9 protein-coding genes are annotated in these 15640 nt (G+C 72.7%); 3 read left to right on the top strand and 6 right to left on the bottom strand.

Features of this window, described 5'->3' with window-relative positions:
- Positions 1-86 precede the first annotated feature (86 nt).
- From WMF46_RS13015 to carB, 3 genes are all read left to right on the top strand, one after another.
- Positions 87-1805, top strand: a complete 1719-nt coding sequence (locus tag WMF46_RS13015) for a carbamoyltransferase family protein (protein ID WP_437985911.1) — start codon at positions 87-89, stop codon at positions 1803-1805.
- A gap of 357 nt (positions 1806-2162) precedes the next feature.
- The gene (gene carA / locus WMF46_RS13010; RefSeq protein ID WP_437985910.1) at positions 2163-3329 is read left to right on the top strand and encodes a glutamine-hydrolyzing carbamoyl-phosphate synthase small subunit; all 1167 of its coding nucleotides are present in this window, start codon (positions 2163-2165) and stop codon (positions 3327-3329) included.
- A 3-nt stretch (positions 3330-3332) separates the two neighbouring features.
- A complete protein-coding gene (carB, locus tag WMF46_RS13005; protein ID WP_437985909.1) occupies positions 3333-6599 on the top strand; it encodes a carbamoyl-phosphate synthase (glutamine-hydrolyzing) large subunit in 3267 nt (1088 codons plus the stop codon).
- Between the two features lie 220 nt (positions 6600-6819).
- On the opposite strand, the gene WMF46_RS13000 is transcribed toward carB, so the two are convergent.
- The 6 genes from WMF46_RS13000 to WMF46_RS12975 form a co-directional block, all read right to left on the bottom strand.
- Positions 6820-8043 (bottom strand): collagen-like protein, encoded by a 1224-nt coding sequence (locus WMF46_RS13000; RefSeq protein WP_437985908.1) that lies wholly within the window; start codon positions 8041-8043, stop codon positions 6820-6822.
- A gap of 26 nt (positions 8044-8069) precedes the next feature.
- Complete coding sequence (locus WMF46_RS12995; RefSeq protein WP_437299446.1) at positions 8070-8246, bottom strand: hypothetical protein; 177 nt, start codon at positions 8244-8246, stop codon at positions 8070-8072.
- Positions 8247-8983: 737 nt separating this feature from the next.
- On the bottom strand, positions 8984-9598 hold the full coding sequence (locus WMF46_RS12990) for an HMA2 domain-containing protein (RefSeq protein WP_437985907.1): 615 nt from the start codon (positions 9596-9598) through the stop codon (positions 8984-8986).
- Positions 9595-9879 (bottom strand): hypothetical protein, encoded by a 285-nt coding sequence (locus tag WMF46_RS12985; RefSeq protein WP_437745864.1) that lies wholly within the window; start codon positions 9877-9879, stop codon positions 9595-9597. Before WMF46_RS12985 ends, WMF46_RS12990 begins: the two co-directional genes overlap by 4 nt.
- Positions 9876-13355, bottom strand: a complete 3480-nt coding sequence (locus WMF46_RS12980) for an HAD-IC family P-type ATPase (protein ID WP_437985906.1) — start codon at positions 13353-13355, stop codon at positions 9876-9878. Before WMF46_RS12980 ends, WMF46_RS12985 begins: the two co-directional genes overlap by 4 nt.
- A gap of 160 nt (positions 13356-13515) precedes the next feature.
- Positions 13516-15564 (bottom strand): hybrid sensor histidine kinase/response regulator, encoded by a 2049-nt coding sequence (locus WMF46_RS12975; protein WP_437985905.1) that lies wholly within the window; start codon positions 15562-15564, stop codon positions 13516-13518.
- Positions 15565-15640 lie beyond the last annotated feature (76 nt).

The following is a 15640-nucleotide window of genomic DNA, read 5'->3' as shown; positions in this document are numbered from 1 at the left end:
GTCACGAACCCGCGCTCCATCACGCCGCGCTCGGGCGGAGGGCTCACCTTGACCCTCGCGCGGGGGCGCCGGAAGATGGCGGAGCCATGCTCATCCTCGGGATCAACGCCTACCACGGCGATGCGTCGGCAGCCCTGCTCGTCGACGGCCAGCTCGTCGCGGCGGCGGAGGAGGAGCGGTTCAGCAGGATCAAGCACTGCGCGGGCTTCCCGCGGCTGGCGGTCGAGTACTGCCTCGGCGCCGCCGGCGCGCGGGTCGAGGACATCGATCACATCGCGATCAGCCGCGACACGAGGGCGCACCTCGGCGACAAGCTCCTCTACGCGCTGACGCGGCGCTCGCCGGCGGGGCTCCTCAAGGGCTCGCTCGGCGCGAGCGACCCGAAGGTGCACCTCGGCGCCGCGCTCGGCGTCGACCCGAAGCGCATCCGCGCCGCGTCGCACAACGTCGAGCACCACCGCGCGCACCTCGCCTCCGCGTTCTTCCCCTCGGGCTTCGACGAGGCGGCGGTCCTGTCCATCGACGCCTTCGGCGACTTCGTCAGCACGATGTGGGCGCGCGGCCGCGGCAACAAGCTGGAGATCCTCCGGCACGTCGGCTTCCCCCACTCGCTCGGGCTGTTCTACTCGGGCCTGACGCAGTACCTCGGGTTCCCCAAGTTCGGCGACGAGTACAAGGTCATGGGGCTGTCGGCCTACGGCCAGCCGGATCTGCTCGACAAGCTCCGGCAGGTGGTGCGCGTCAAGGACGGGGCGTTCGAGCTCGGGCTCGAGTACTTCCAGCACCACACGAAGGGCATCGCGATGACCTGGGAGGGCGAGCCCCGCTACGGCCCCATCCACTCCGAGCGCCTGATCGACCTGCTCGGCCCCGCCCGCAGCCCGAAGAGCGGGATGGAAGATCGCTTCATGGCGGTCGCCGCCTCGACGCAGGCGGCGTTCGAGGAGGTCTACTTCGAGCTGCTCGCGACGGCGAAGCACCTCACCGGCTCGCCGCGCCTCGCCCTCGCGGGCGGCTGCGCCTACAACAGCGTGGCCGCCGGGAAGATCCGCCCGAAGGGGCTGTTCGACGACGTCTTCATACAGCCCGCGGCCGGCGACGCGGGCACGTCGTTCGGCGCGGCGCTCTACGTCCACCACCACAAGCTCGACAACCCGCGCGGCTTCCATCAGACGCACAGCTACTTCGGCCCGGCCTTCTCGCAGGAGACCATCGACGAGCTGCTCCGGAAAGAGCAGGTCGCGTTCGAGACCCTCCCCGACGAGGACCTGATCCCCCGCGTCGCCAGGGCGATCAGCGAGGGCAAGGTGGTCGGCTGGTTCCAGGGGCGGATGGAGTACGGCCCGCGCGCGCTCGGCAACCGCAGCATCCTCTGCGACCCGCGGCGGCCGGACATCAAGGACGCGATGAACGAGCGGATCAAGCGCCGCGAGATGTTCCGCCCCTTCGCGCCGGCGCTGCCCCTCGAGCGCGTCGGCGACTACTTCGAGCAGACCTCGCCGGACCCGTTCATGGTCAAGGTCTACAAGGTCAAGCCGGAGCGCCGCGCCGAGATCCCCGCCGTGACCCACGTCGACGGCACGGGGCGCCTCCAGACGGTGACCGCCCAGGAGAACCCGCGCTACCACGCGCTCCTCAGCGAGTTCGGCCGGCAGACGGGCACGCCCGTCCTCCTGAACACCTCCTTCAACGCGAGCGAGCCGATCGTTTGTACCCCAAAGGAAGCGCTCGACTGCTTCCTCCGGACCAAGATGGACGTGCTCGTGCTCGAGCGGGCCTACCTCGAGCGCGCGCCGGCCCTCTAGGCAGACCGCGCGCGCTCCGGGCAGGCCGCGAAAAGCCCGCCGGAAGCGGCCGTGGCGGCGCGGCCGAAAGTTCGTGGTTGACGTGGAGCGAGGGGACGGCAAATGGGCGTCCCCGGCATGTGGAAGAACGGGACGCCGGGCGCCCTGCCCCACCTCGACGGAGCGCCGGAGCAACCGGCTCCGACGACCGGGGGTGCTTGGACGTCTTGCCTCGAGCATGATGCCGGCCCGCCGCGCGGCGTGCGCGCGGACCTGGTACCCCATGGGCCCACGGCGCTGCATGCGCTCACGGCCCCCCCTGCGTAAGGGTCCGCGCCGCGGCGGCCCAGGCGGTCAAAGAGGATGGATGCGAATCGGATGAAGCTCGTACTCGAAGACGGGACGACCATGACGGGCCGGTGCTTCGGCGCCCCGCGCGCGGTGAGCGGCGAGGTCGTCTTCAACACCGGCATGACGGGGTACGTCGAGACGCTCACGGATCCCTCGTACAGAGGCCAGATCCTGACGATCACGTACCCGCTCGTGGGCAGCTACGGCGTGCCCGCGCCGCGCAAAGCAGGCAGCGTCGACGGGCCCTACGAGGCCGACCGCATCCAGGTGCAGGGGCTCGTGGTCCAGAGCTACGTGGAGCGCTACAGCCACCACGCCGCGGTCCGCTCGCTCGGCGCCTGGCTCGCCAGCGAGGGCATCCCGGCGATCACGGGGATCGACACGCGCACGCTGACGCGGCGGCTCCGGGAGGTCGGGACGATGAAGGGCTGGCTGTGCCCGGCCGAGATGGACCTGGAGCGGGTGAAGCGCTCGGCCGAGGCCGTGGACATGCGCGAGGAGGTGTTCCGCCTCGTTTCGCCCCGCGAGCCCATCACCTACGAGGGCGGCCCCCTGAAGGTGCTCCTCATCGACGCGGGCGCGAAGGACAACATCGTCCGCTCGCTCCTGCGGCGCGGGGTCACCGTCATCCGCGCCCCGTACCACGCGCCCATCGCCGAGCTCGCCGAGAGCGCCGACGGCGTCCTCATCGGCAACGGCCCCGGCGACCCCAAGGACCTCGGCCAGCTGGTCGCCGCGGTGCGCGGCCTGCTCGGGACCTACACGAAGCCGATCTTCGGCATCTGCCTCGGCAACCAGATCCTGGCGCTGGCCGCCGGCGGCGACACCTTCAAGCTGCCGTACGGCCACCGCGGCGTGAACCAGCCGGTGCAGGACCTCCTGAGCCGCCGCTGTTACGTCACGAGCCAGAACCACGGGTACGCGGTGAAGCACGAGTCGCTGCCCGCCGAGTGGGAGCCCTGGTTCGTCAACATCAACGACGGCACCAACGAGGGCATTCGCTCGCGGCTCCGCCCCTTCTTCAGCGTCCAGTTCCACCCCGAGGCGACGCCCGGGCCCGAGGACGCGGGCTACCTGTTCGACGACTTCCTCCGCCTCTGCGGCGCGATGAAGGGGTCCTCCGATTCGCGACTCAAGACCGCGGGGGCCGCTGCCGCAGATCCCCGCGCCACCCCCACCGCAGGAAGGAGCTGAGCCATGTACGGCGCGTATCTCCCCAAGAAACCCCGGCGCGTCCTCGTGCTCGGCTCCGGCGCGCTCCAGATCGGTCAGGCCGGCGAGTTCGACTACTCGGGGTCGCAGGCGATCAAGGCCCTCAAGGAAGAGGGGATCGCCACTGTCCTCGTGAACCCCAACATCGCCACCATCCAGACGAGCGAGGGGCTCGCCGACCGCATCCACCTCTGCGCGGTCACCCCGGAGTTCGTCGAGCGGATCATCGTGAAGGAGGAGGTCGACGCGATCGCCCTCTCCTTCGGCGGGCAGACGGCGCTCAACTGCGGGCTCGAGCTCCACGACTCGGGCATCCTCGACAAGTACGGCGTGCGGGTGCTCGGCACGCCGATCAAGGCGATCCGCGACACCGAGGACCGGCGGCTCTTCATCGAGCGCCTCGACGAGATCGGCGTGAAGACCGCCCGCAGCCGCGCCTGCCGCTCGGCGGCTGAGGCCATGGTGGCGGCGCGCGAGATCGGGTTCCCCGTGATGCTCCGCGGCGGCTACGCGCTCGGCGGCAAGGGCAGCGGCATCGTCGAGAGCGAGCGCGACCTCGAGGACGCCGTGCGCCGCGGCTTCGCCGGCGGCGTGCCCCAGGTGCTCGTCGAGGAGTGCCTCCGCGGCTGGAAGGAGATCGAGTACGAGGTCGTCCGCGACGGGCGCGACAACTGCATCACCGTCTGCAACATGGAGAACCTCGACCCGATGGGGATCCATACCGGGGAGTCGATCGTCGTCGCCCCGTCGCAGACGCTGAACGACGAGGAGTACCAGCTCCTCCGCTCGGTCGCGCTGAAGACGATCCGCCACCTCGGCATCGTGGGCGAGTGCAACATCCAGTACGCGCTCGACCCGCACAGCGCCGATTACCGGGTCATCGAGGTGAACGCGCGCCTCTCCCGGTCGAGCGCCCTCGCCAGCAAGGCGACGGGCTACCCGCTCGCCTACGTCGCCGCGAAGATCGCCGTCGGCTACACCATGCCGGAGATCGCCAACGCGATCACCCGCAGGACGACCGCGTTCTTCGAGCCGGCGCTCGACTACCTCGTCTGCAAGGTCCCGCGCTGGGATCTCGGCAAGTTCCGCGGCGCGTCGATGCGGATCGGCAGCGAGATGAAGAGCGTCGGCGAGGTCATGGCCATCGGCAGGACGTTCCCCGAGGTCATCCAGAAGGCGCTCCGCATGCTCGACATCGGGGTGAAGGGGCTCGACCCCGACGCGTTCACCTTCAAGGACCTCCGCGACGAGCTGCAGAACGCGACGCCGCTCCGGATCTTCGCCGTGGCCCGCGCGCTCCAGGAGGGGATGTCGGTCGACGAGATCCACAACCTCACCAAGATCGACCGGTGGTTCTTGAACCAGATCGAGCCGGTCGTCCGGATGCACCGGGACCTGAAGACGCTCAAGGTCGCCGTCCCGGCGCAGGCCGACAAGGCCGCGCAGGAGCCGGCGCTCGAGGAGGCGACCCTCCGGGAGGCGAAGCAGCTCGGCTTCAGCGACCGGATGATCGGCACGCTGACCGGCGCGCCGCGGGGCTCGATCCGGGAGGCCAGGAAGCGGCACGGCGTCGTGCCGCACCTCGCGCAGATCGACACGCTCGCGGCCGAGTTCCCCGCCGAGACGAACTACCTCTATTCGAGCTACCACGCGTCGGCCACGGACGTCGCGCCGTCCTGGCGGAAGAAGATCATGGTGCTCGGCTCCGGCGCCTACCGCATCGGATCGAGCGTCGAGTTCGACTGGTGCTGCGTCAACGCGATCCGCGCGGCCTCGGAGCTCGGCTACGAGACCATGATGCTGAACTACAACCCGGAGACGGTCAGCACCGACTACGACACGTGCGACAAGCTGGTCTTCGACGAGATCAGCTTCGAGACGGTGCTCGACATCTACGAGCGGGAGCAGCCCTACGGCATCGTGGTCAGCATGGGCGGGCAGGTCCCGAACAACCTGGCGCTCCGGCTGCACGAGGCGGGGGCGCGCATCCTCGGCACGAGCCCGGGGAGCATCGACACCGCCGAGGACCGGAAGAAGTTCAGCGATCTGCTCGACCGGCTGGAGATCGACCAGCCGCGCTGGGCGCACGTCGTCGAGGCGGGCCAGGCGGGCGAGATCGTGAACAAGCTCGGCGGCTTCCCCGTCCTCGTGCGGCCGAGCTACGTGCTGAGCGGCGCGGCCATGAGCGTGGCGCACGAGCCCAACGAGCTCGATCGCATCCTCGCCCGGGCCAAGGCCGTCTCCCCCACCTACCCCGTTGTCGTGTCCAAGTTCGAGACCCACGCCCGCGAGGTGGAGATCGACGCGGTCGCCGATCGCGGGGAGATCATCCTCTGGGCGATCAGCGAGCACATCGAGAACGCCGGCGTCCACAGCGGCGACGCGACGCTCGTCCTGCCCCCGCAGTCGCTCTACATCGCGACGATCCGCAGGATCAAGCAGATCGCCCAGCAGGTGGCGCGGTCGCTCTCGATCACCGGGCCGTTCAACATGCAGTTCTTGGCCAAGCACAACACGGTCAAGGTGATCGAGTGCAACCTGCGCGCGTCGCGGAGCTTCCCCTTCGTGTCGAAGGTCACGGGGAACAACTTCGTCCGGGAGGCGATGCGCAGGATGCTCGGCGTGTCGCAGCCGGTCGAGAACCGCGGGCTCGACCTCGATTACGTCGGGGTGAAGGCGCCGATGTTCTCGTTCTCGCGCCTCGTGGGGGCCGATCCGATGCTCGGCGTCGAGATGGCGAGCACCGGCGAGGTCGGCTGCTTCGGCGACGACATGCACGAGGCGCTCCTGCACTCGCTGCTCGCGACCGGCTTCAGGTTCCCCAAGAAGGGTGTGCTGCTGTCGCTCGGGCCGCTCGAGGACAAGTACTGGTTCGCCGACGAGGCCCGCGTCATCGCCGAGCACCTGAAGCTCCCCATCTTCGCGACGCCGGGCACGGCCGAGGCGCTCCGGGCGCTCGGGCTCGAGTGCACGAGCCTCGCGAAGCAGCCCGACGAGGGGGAGACGGCGATGAGCGCCATCGAGCAGGGGAAGGTGGATCTCGTGATCAACATCCCCCGCGAGTACGACCAGCTCGGCCGTCCGGACGGCTACCTGATCCGGCGGCGCGCGGTCGACGCGAACATCCCGCTCCTCACGGACCTCCAGCTGGCGCGGGCGGTCATCGGGGCCATGCGCGCGAAGCGGATCGAGGATCTGCGGACCCTGTCCTACGACGAGTACCTCGCGCGGAGCCCGGTGGCGCTCCGGTGACCTGAAGCGCTAGCGCGGCGAAGAGCGGCTCCGGGTGGCTCGGGAGGTTGTACCGAGCCGCCCGGCCCCGCGACGGACACCCCCCAGGGGGCCGGCTGCCCTCCTGAGAGCAGAACCAACACCGGCCCTCGTCGCGCCCCGCGACGGATGCCCCCGCACGGGGCCTGCCGACTTCATCAGAGCAGAGGTGGGTGCACGAACCCAGACGGCGGGCTCGCCCTCAGTCGTTCGTGACGATGAACCAGCCGTTCACCATGCCGTTGCCGGTCGACGAGGTCGATCCCTGGATCGGGCTTGTCCCCTCGTTGCGGAGGCACATGCCGACATTCCATTCGCCCTCTGGCAGCACCGTCGTGGCAGAGACCGAGTAGGTCGTGCGGGTCGGCGTGAAGTAGTGGCTCGCGAAGGTACCTCCGAAGAAGTTGACGAGCTCGCCGGTGCCGCGCCGCTGGTAACAGAGGCCGAGCGGGGCGACGAACGCAGCGCTGGACTGCCGCAGCCCGAGCGGCGCAGAGGCCGATCCGGTCACGCGCTGGCTGCCGGTGATGGTCACCGACCCCGGGGGGCCGACGAAGACATACGCGGCGCTGCCACCATCAAAAAGGGGAGCAACGTTGCCCGCAATCGCGATCGTCGCGACCACACCCGTCGGCCCCTGAGGCCCTGTTGCGCCCACTGGCCCGGTCGGTCCCTCGGGCCCCGTCGGGCCCTCGGGTCCCATCGGGCCCTCGGGTCCCGTCGGGCCCTCGGGTCCCATCGGGCCCTCGGGCCCCATCGGGCCCTCGGGCCCCATCGGGCCCTGGGGCCCCATTGGCCCCTCGGGCCCCATCGGTCCCCTCTCGCCGGGCAGGCCAGCCGGCCCCGCCGGCCCTTCGGGCCCTGTCGCGCCCACGGGCCCCTCTGGCCCCTTCGGCCCCTGGGGCCCTGTCGGTCCCTCCGGCCCCTTCGGCCCCTGGGGCCCTGTCGGACCCGTCGGTCCCATGGGACCCGCGATTCCGCTCGAGTTGCCCACCCAGTTGCCGCTCTCGTCGATGACGACCCTGCCGCCGATCTTCACCAGCTTCGGCGTGATCTCACCAACAGCGTTGTTCGCGACCATCGCGTACGGGACGCTCCCGATCGAAGCGCGGGGCTCCATCTCCTGATCGTCCCCGACCGTGATTCCGATGTAGCGAACCGAGCCGTCAAAGACCTTCGCGGATTGCTCCTCGGTGAAGTCGAGCACGGTGGAGAAAAAGCCTTCGTCGAACGAGAGCGCGATCTCCTCGCTCCAGAGCGGCTCGTCGTCGTCCTCGGCGGCGTAGATGGCGAACGTCACCGAGAGGACGTCATTGACCGGCTCGCCGTTGGCTGTGAAGAGCCGCCCCTGATGCGAGATCTGCATCGGCACGGCGGCGGCGGCGCCGCGCACGAGGCCGACGGAGGCGGCGAGAAAAACACCCATCGCGAGGACACGCCGTCCCATCCCGTTCATGGCACGCTCCCGTTCGCCCCGACCAGACCGCCCTGCACGCGGTAACTCGGTGAGGTCGTCTTTCCCTGATTCTGCGTCGGCTGACCGAGCGTGAAGACCATGCGATAGCTCGGGCTCCTCACGACCTTCCCCGCGCTGACCATCTCGCCCGCGGCGATGCCCCGATCCCCCACCTCGGGACGCCCACCTGCCCCACCCCCGCCCGCCGAAGCCACAGGATCGCCTGCACCGGCCCCGCCAGCCCCCCCGAGACCCTCACCCCCCGACCCGGCCCCAGCCACGGACACGTCGGGACTGCCGCAGCTACAGCCCGGAGACACGGCGAGCGATGCAACAGTCAAGCCTAGCCACACCGGGAATTGCAGTCGCGCCATCAACGTGTTCCCCTCTGCTTCCGGGGCTTACGATCCGGACCAGGAAGGTACGCGCCCGGCCACCAAGGTTCAATCTATTCCCGAGCCATTGTGATACATCGCCGCTTTACGTCGGGGTCGACAGGCGGCGCCACGGGCTCGAAAGCGCGCCGACACGCTCACGCCGCGATCGCAAGGCGATGTCCGAGGCGAGCTGAACGCCGAGAATCCCGGCCCCGCCGGCGGAATGCCCTCGTCTCACGCTCTCCTGCCCTCCCCGCGAGCGCGCGGTAGCATCTCCCGCCGAGCGCTGCCCCCACGCGCCAGCCGATGGGCCCGCCTTCGGCCGCGCCCGGAGCGCCCCGACCGGCGGTGCGTCTGCAGAGCGGACATGCCTCTCTCCAGCGCTTTCCGCCCACCTCTGCCATGTGCAGAGCGGCGGTCACCCGCACAGGAGACGGGCCCAGATCGGCGTTTTCGGCGCGCAAGCGCACTCCCGTGCGCTGAGCACCGAAAACGCCGAGGTGGGCCCGTATCCGAAGCGGGTGCCCGCCGCTCTAAAGATCGTCGCAGACGGGGCCCGCCTCACCGGGCCCCTCGCCCGCGACGCCCGGCTGGCCCTGCGCCCCGCCGCCGCTGTTCAGCTCCTCCGAGATCGCCCCGGGGTTGAACGTCATGAACCACCGGAGCGACCACCAGAGCAGGTTGAACCAGGCCGGCACAGGCAGCCTGCGCGTGGCCCCGACCTCGGCGAGCCCCGCCGCCGCGAAGACGACCGGCAAGATGGTGCCGAGATCCGCGCGGTAATCCATCGCCTCGCGCACATCGGCGTTGATCCCGGCAAAGGCGTGCGCGACCGCGCGGGCGACGCGCGTCGGACCAGGGTGCCCCTCGGGCCGCGGCGCGCCGAGCGGGTGGCCGTCGTCCTCGCGCGCCCCGTCGACCAGCCCGGCGAGCCGGGCGCGGAGCCGCTCCGGATCGAGCCCGCCCTCGGAGCGCTCGACGATCACCGAGCCCGTCATCGGACGGATCGAGACGACCTCGCAGGCCGAATCGGCCGCGAGCTGCTCCGCGATCCGCTCGCACACCCGACGATGGCCGGCCAGCGCCGGCGCGCGCAGGCGGACGCGCCGCTCCAGGGCGTGGACGACGAGGACCGCCGGCGACATCATGACGACGGCTCGCCGTGGAGCTCCGAGGCGCCGTTGCTCTTGCGCGCTGCCCGCTCGCCGCGCGCCCCGCCCGCGGCCTTCTGGCGCACCCGCTCGGCGACCTCGGCGAAGAGATCCTCGACGTGCTCCCGCTGGCGCTCGAGCAAGCCAAGGCCCAGCCTGCCCAGGTGGAGCCCGAGCGCCGCGATCTCGACGACCACCGGCCGGAGGTGCTGCTTCTTGCCCATCAGGAGGACGGCCGTGCCGACCCCCAGGGCGAACGACGGTGGATGGAACTTCATGATGCCATGTCTCCCTTGCGCAGCCCGGCGACGCGCGCGGCGCGCACGCCTTGCTTGCGTCTCGCGGCCGCCCCCGCATCCTCGCCTGCGCCCTGGTCCGTTTCCGCTTCCGCTCTCGCGTCTGCTGCTTCCGCTTCGGCTGACACGTCCGATTCCGCTTCTGACGCCGAGCCCGACGCCGACTCCGATTCCACTTCCGACTCCGACGCCGCTTCCGATTCCGATTCCGATTCCGATTCCGCTTCCGCGCGCCTGCCATTGACGATCACGATCTCGCGGCCAGCGCTCGCGGAGCGCCCCAGAGGACCGCGGAGCAGCGCGGGCAGCGCGCCCACGGCCACGGCGAGCGCGATCTCGCCGGCGCGGAGGCGCTGCGCCCCCAGCAGGCGGCCCAGGGACCCGGAGCCGAGCGCGAGCGCCTGGAGCGCGGACGTGGCGGCGAGCGCGCGGGCCACGTGCGGGCTGTCCCGGCGGAGCGCGGCCGCCGCTGCGCCCTCCCCGGCGCCGGCGCGGCAGGCCAGGATGTGGAGCAGCTGCGCGGTCACCAGCGCCGTGAACGCCCTCGTCCCCGCGGTGGCCCGGCCGCCGAGCGCGTACGCCGACAGCGACGCGCCGGACATCGCGGCCGCGTCAACGCCCAGCGCGCGGAGATCGGCCGCGCCGAGCAGCCGCGCCGCAGGGTCGCGCGGGGGGCGCCGCATGACGCCGGCCTCGGCCGGCTCGAGCGCGAGCGCGAGCGCCGGCGCCACGTCGGTGAGCAGGTTGATCCAGAGCAACTGCAGCGGCGTGAGCGGCGAGGCGCCGCAGAGGGCGCCGACGAGCATCGTGAGGACCTCGCTCGCGTTCGTCGCGACGAAGTAGGCGATCGCCCGGCGGACGTTGTCGTGCAGCCGCCGCCCCTCGCGGACCGCCTCGGTGAGGCTCGGCAGATCGTCCTCGGCGAGCACCACGTCGGCCACGGCCCGCGCGATATCCGTGCCGCGCTTGCCCATGGCCACGCCGACGTCGGCCGCCTTGAGCGCGGGCCCGTCGTTCACGCCGTCGCCCGTCATCGCCACGATCGCGCCGCCCTGCTGGAGCGCCCTCACGATGTCGAGCTTGGCCTCCGGGGTGACCCGGCTGTGCACGGCGTCCGGCGGGATGCCGAGCTCGACGCCGATCGCGCGCGCGGTCCGCTCCTGGTCGCCCGTGAGCATCAGGGTGCGGATGCCGGCGCCGGAGAGGGCCTCGAGCGCCTCCCGCACGCCGGGGCGCGGCGGGTCGCGGAGGCCGACGAGGCCGGCGAACTCGAGCGGAGCGTCGTTGTCCGGCCGGCCGTTCTGCCGCCACGCGAGCGCGAGCACGCGCAGCCCCCGCGAGGCCATCGCGTCGTTGTGCCGGAGCACCTCGCCGCGCTCGTCGCCGGCCCCCTCGCGCCGGGGCGGCGCGTCGCAGCGCGCGACGACCTGCTCGGGGGCGCCCTTCACGAGCTCGATGTGCCCGAGCTCCGGGTGGTCGTGGACCGTCACCATGAACGCCCGCTCGGCCGAGCGCCGCGCCTCGCTCACGCGCCGCGCCGCGAGGCGCCGCGCCGACACGGGGTAGCCGGCGGCGAGCGCGAACTCCACGAGGGCGCGCTCGGTGCCGCTGCCCTGGACGACCTTGCCCGCCTCGCTCAGCTCGACGTCGGCGTTGAGGGCGGCGATGCGCGCGAGCGCGTGCACGCGCGGGGCGGCGGCGTCGACCTCGCGCCCGTCCTCGCCGATCAGCGCGATCGCGCGCCCAGGCCCCGCGCCGCCGCCCCGGCGCGCGGCGCGCTCCACCCGCAGGGCGCCCTCGCCGGGGAGGAAGATCTCGGCCACCTGCATCCGGTTCTCGGTGAGCGTGCCGGTCTTGTCGGCGCAGACGACGCTCACGGCGCCGAGCGTCTCGGCCGCGGCGAGGCGGCGGATCACGATGCCGGAGCCGCGCAGGCGGCGGCTCGCGAGCGCGAGCGCCGTGGTGCCCACGGTGGGGAACCCCTCGGGGATGGCGGCGACGCCGAGCGCGACGGCGCTCCGCAAGAGCGCGCGGAGCGGCCTCCGGCGCGCGAGGCCGACGACCATCACCGCCGACGAGCTCGCGAGCGCGAAGGTCGCGAGGCGCCGGCCGATCCAGGCGAGCTCCTGCTCGAGCGGCGGGGTGCGCTCGGACTCGCGGGAGAGCGCGCGCTGGATGTCCCCGAGCGCGGTCCACCGGCCGGTCGCGACGACCACCGCCGCCCCCTCGCCCGAGGCGATCGTGGTGCCCGCGTACACCATGCCGCGGCGCTCGGCGAGCGGCGCGCCGCCGTCGACCCTCGCGGCGCACTTCTCGGCGGGCTCGCTCTCGCCGGTCAGCGTGCTCTCGTCGGCGGCGAGGGCGCGCGAGGTCAGGACGCGCGCGTCCGCCGCGACCGGCTCGCCGGCGCGCAGCGCGAGCACGTCGCCGGGCACGATCTCCGACGCGGCGAGCCGCTGCTCGCGCCCGTCGCGCACGACGCGCGCCCACCCGACGCGGAGGTCGCCCCACGCGTGCAGGAGCTCCTCGGCGCGCGACTCCGTGTACGTGCCGATCGCGGCGTTCGCGCCGACGACGAGGAGGACGGCGCCTGCGTCAATCGTGTCGCCGAGCGCGAGCGACACGCCCGCCGCGCCGAGGAGCATCGCCGTGGGCACCGTGAAGATCTGCCCGGCGAGGATCTCGATCGACGAGCGGGTCGCGACGCCGGCGAGCTCGTTCGGGCCGAGCGCGCGGAGGCGGCGGCGGGCCTCGGCGGCGGGGAGCCCCTCGCGCGGATCGACGCCGAGCGCGCGGGCGACCTCGCCCGCGTCCTCCGCGTGGGCGCAGAGCGCCACGTCGACGCGGCGGGCGCGCGCGCCTCCACCCTGCCCGGTCGGCGCGCCTCCACCCTGCCCGGTCAGCGCGCCTCCACCCTGCCCGGTCGGCGCGCCTCCACCCTGCCCGGTCGGCGCGCCTCCACCCTGCCCGGCCGGCGCGACCTGGCTGCCCCAGGCCCGCGCCTGCCACGCGCGGCGCTCGTCCTCGCCCGCCGCGCCCTCGCGGGGGCGCGCGCAGCGGCGCGCCGCGCGCACGAGCGCGCCCACGCCCTCGGCCATGGCCCGCACGGCGCGGCGCGCGGACGGCGGCGGCGGGGCGCCGGGCACGGCGTGGGCGCCAAGCACGAGCGCGGCCTCGTCGGCCGCGTCCTCCCCCACGCGCACGAGCACCCGCCCGGTGCGCGCGCTCGCCCGCGCGGACACGACGCCGGGGATCGCCGCGAGGTCGCGCTCGATGCGCGCGGCGCGCGCAGCGTCTCCGAAGAGGCCGGCCACCTCCGCGCGCAACCGCGCGATCCCGGCGGGCCCGTGCAGATCGCGCGCAGGCGTGCGATCTGCGCGAGCGCGCCGCCGCGCGCCGCCGCCGCGGCCCCTGCGCCCGCCACGAAGATCGATCCAGCCCGTGCCCCGACGCTCCATGATCCTCCGCGCTGAGGCGGAGGCCTTTTCAAAGGTCGAGCCAGCGCCTGTGTGCGAGCGAGCCACATCGAGCCGCCGGGCCGGCGCGGCGGCGCCCCCGCGCCCTCGTTGCCGTCACGCCCGCGCCCTCGTTGCCGTCACGCCCGCGCCCTCGTTGCCGTCACGCCCGCGTCGCCACGGAGGCCAGGAGGCTCTGCAGCGAGCCCGGATCGATCGGCTTGACGAAGTGTATATCGAAGCCGGCCTCGCGGACACGACGCTGGTCCCGCTCCTGGCCATAACCCGTCAGCGCGATCATCAGCGACGGGGCGATGTCCGCGCTCTCCTCCAAGGCCTTCAAGGTCCGCGCCACGCCGCAGCCATCCATCCCGCCGGGGAGGCCGATGTCGCACAGGATGACCTCCGGCTGGAACGAGCGGGCCGCTTCGACCCCCGCGGCCCCCGACAGGGCCACCTCGACCTGATGGCCGTTCATCGCGAGGAGCGCCTGCAGCATCTCGGCGGCGTCCTCGTTGTCCTCGATGATCAGGACGCGCAGCGACCTCACGGCGCCTGCCGACATCGAGTCGGGGCCCGGCGGCGGCCCGGCGCGCTCCGGGGACGCCTCGGGCCCGCGCGCGAGCGGCAGGCGGAGCACGATCTCCGTCCCGTGGCCGACGCCCGCGCTCTCGGCCGACGCCGCGCCGCCGTGGAGCTCGACAAGACCCTTCACGAGCGCCAGCCCCAGCCCGAGCCCACCCCGGTTGCGATCCAGGCTGCGCTCGGCCTGGCTGAACGACTCGAACATGCACGCCAGCGTCGCCGGCTCCACGCCGATGCCGGTATCGCGGACGCGGATCACGGCGGAGCCGTCCGGCGTCGCCGACAGCGCGACCGTCACCCGACCGCCGGCGTCGGTGAACTTGTTGGCGTTGTGGAGCACGTTGCTGACCGCCTGCGACAGGCGCGTGGGATCGCCGGAGACCCAGAGCGGCTCGATCGGCAGATCCAGCCGGAGCTCCAGGCCGCTCGCCTCCAGCGTGCTGCGGTAGTCCTCCGCGGTCTGCCGGAGCAGCCGGGGAAGGTCGCAGCGCTCCGCTCTCAGCTGGATCCTCCCGCGCGCCACGCGGGACACGTCGAGGAGGTCGTCCACCAGCCGGGCCATGTGCGCGACCTGCCGCTCGATCACGCCGCACGCCCGCAGGAGCGACGGCTCCTCGATCCCGGTGCTCCGCAGGATCTCCACCGCATTGCGGATGGGCCCGAGCGGATTGCGCAGCTCGTGCGCCAGCATCGCCAGGAAAGCATCTTTGCGCTGGTCCGCTTCCCTCAGCGTCGCCTCCCAGGCGTCGCCGGCCCGCTTCCGCTCGGTGATGTCGTAGGCGATGGTGACAAGGAGCCGCCGGCCCGCCGCGTCCCTCCCCAGCCGAGCGGAGCTGAAGACCCACGTGCGCTCGGCGCCGCTCGCCGTGGTGAGGGTGAGCTCGTTCTCGCCCGAGGCCTCATCCATGTCGAACAGCGACGCCACACGGGCGTGGATGGCAGCGCTCCTCGCCCCGAACGCCCTGTCGAGCCACGCCGTGACCGTGGGGATCTGCTCGCGGGTATAGCCGCTGACGCTCGTCCACGCGCTGTTGACGCAGACGACGTGCCCGTCCTCGGCGTAGATCATGATGGGGAACGAGGTCGCCATGATGGCGCGGCGCAGCCCCTGCTCCCGCTCCCGCAGCTGGAGCTCGGCCTCGGCGCGCCGCTGGGCGGTGCTCTCGCGCCCGGTCTCCAGGACGAGCCGCCCGCGCTCCGCCCCTTCCACGAGCCGCAGGCGGCACTCGACGAGGATCTCCCGGCCGTCGCGGGTCGTGCGACGGATCTCGCCGTCCCAGAGGCCGTCGCGCGCGAGCGCCGCCTCGATCTGCGCGAGCGGCGCCGGCAGGACGGTGCGCAGGAGCTCGTGGCTCGACCGCCCGAGGGCGTCGCGCGCCGGGAAGCCGTAGAGCTGCTCGGCCCCGGCGCCGAAGTACACGACGGCGCTCGCGCCGCCGAGCTCCCACGCGAGGGCCGCCTCGCCGAGCCGATCCAGGAGGGCCGCCTTCAGCTGCAGCTCCCCCGCGGCCCGCCCCCTGTCGCCGCGGCCGTCCTCCGGCGAGGCAGCGTTCGGGACCGGCGAGGGCGCGCAGAGGAGGGGGCGCACCGCCTGGCCAGCCAGCCCGCAGCAATGCTCCGACCGCACCGTCAGCAGACATCTCCGTCGAGCGCGCCGGCTCGAAACCCAGGCCAGATGTCCCCGATGATCACACCCAGCATTT

The sequence above is a fragment of the Sorangium sp. So ce117 genome (genome assembly GCF_051524395.1).
In the GTDB taxonomy this organism is placed as follows: Bacteria; Myxococcota_A; Polyangia; order Polyangiales; family Polyangiaceae; genus Sorangium; species Sorangium cellulosum_B.
Note: the sequence above shows the minus strand (reverse complement) of the source record. Positions and strands in the feature narration are given on the sequence as shown.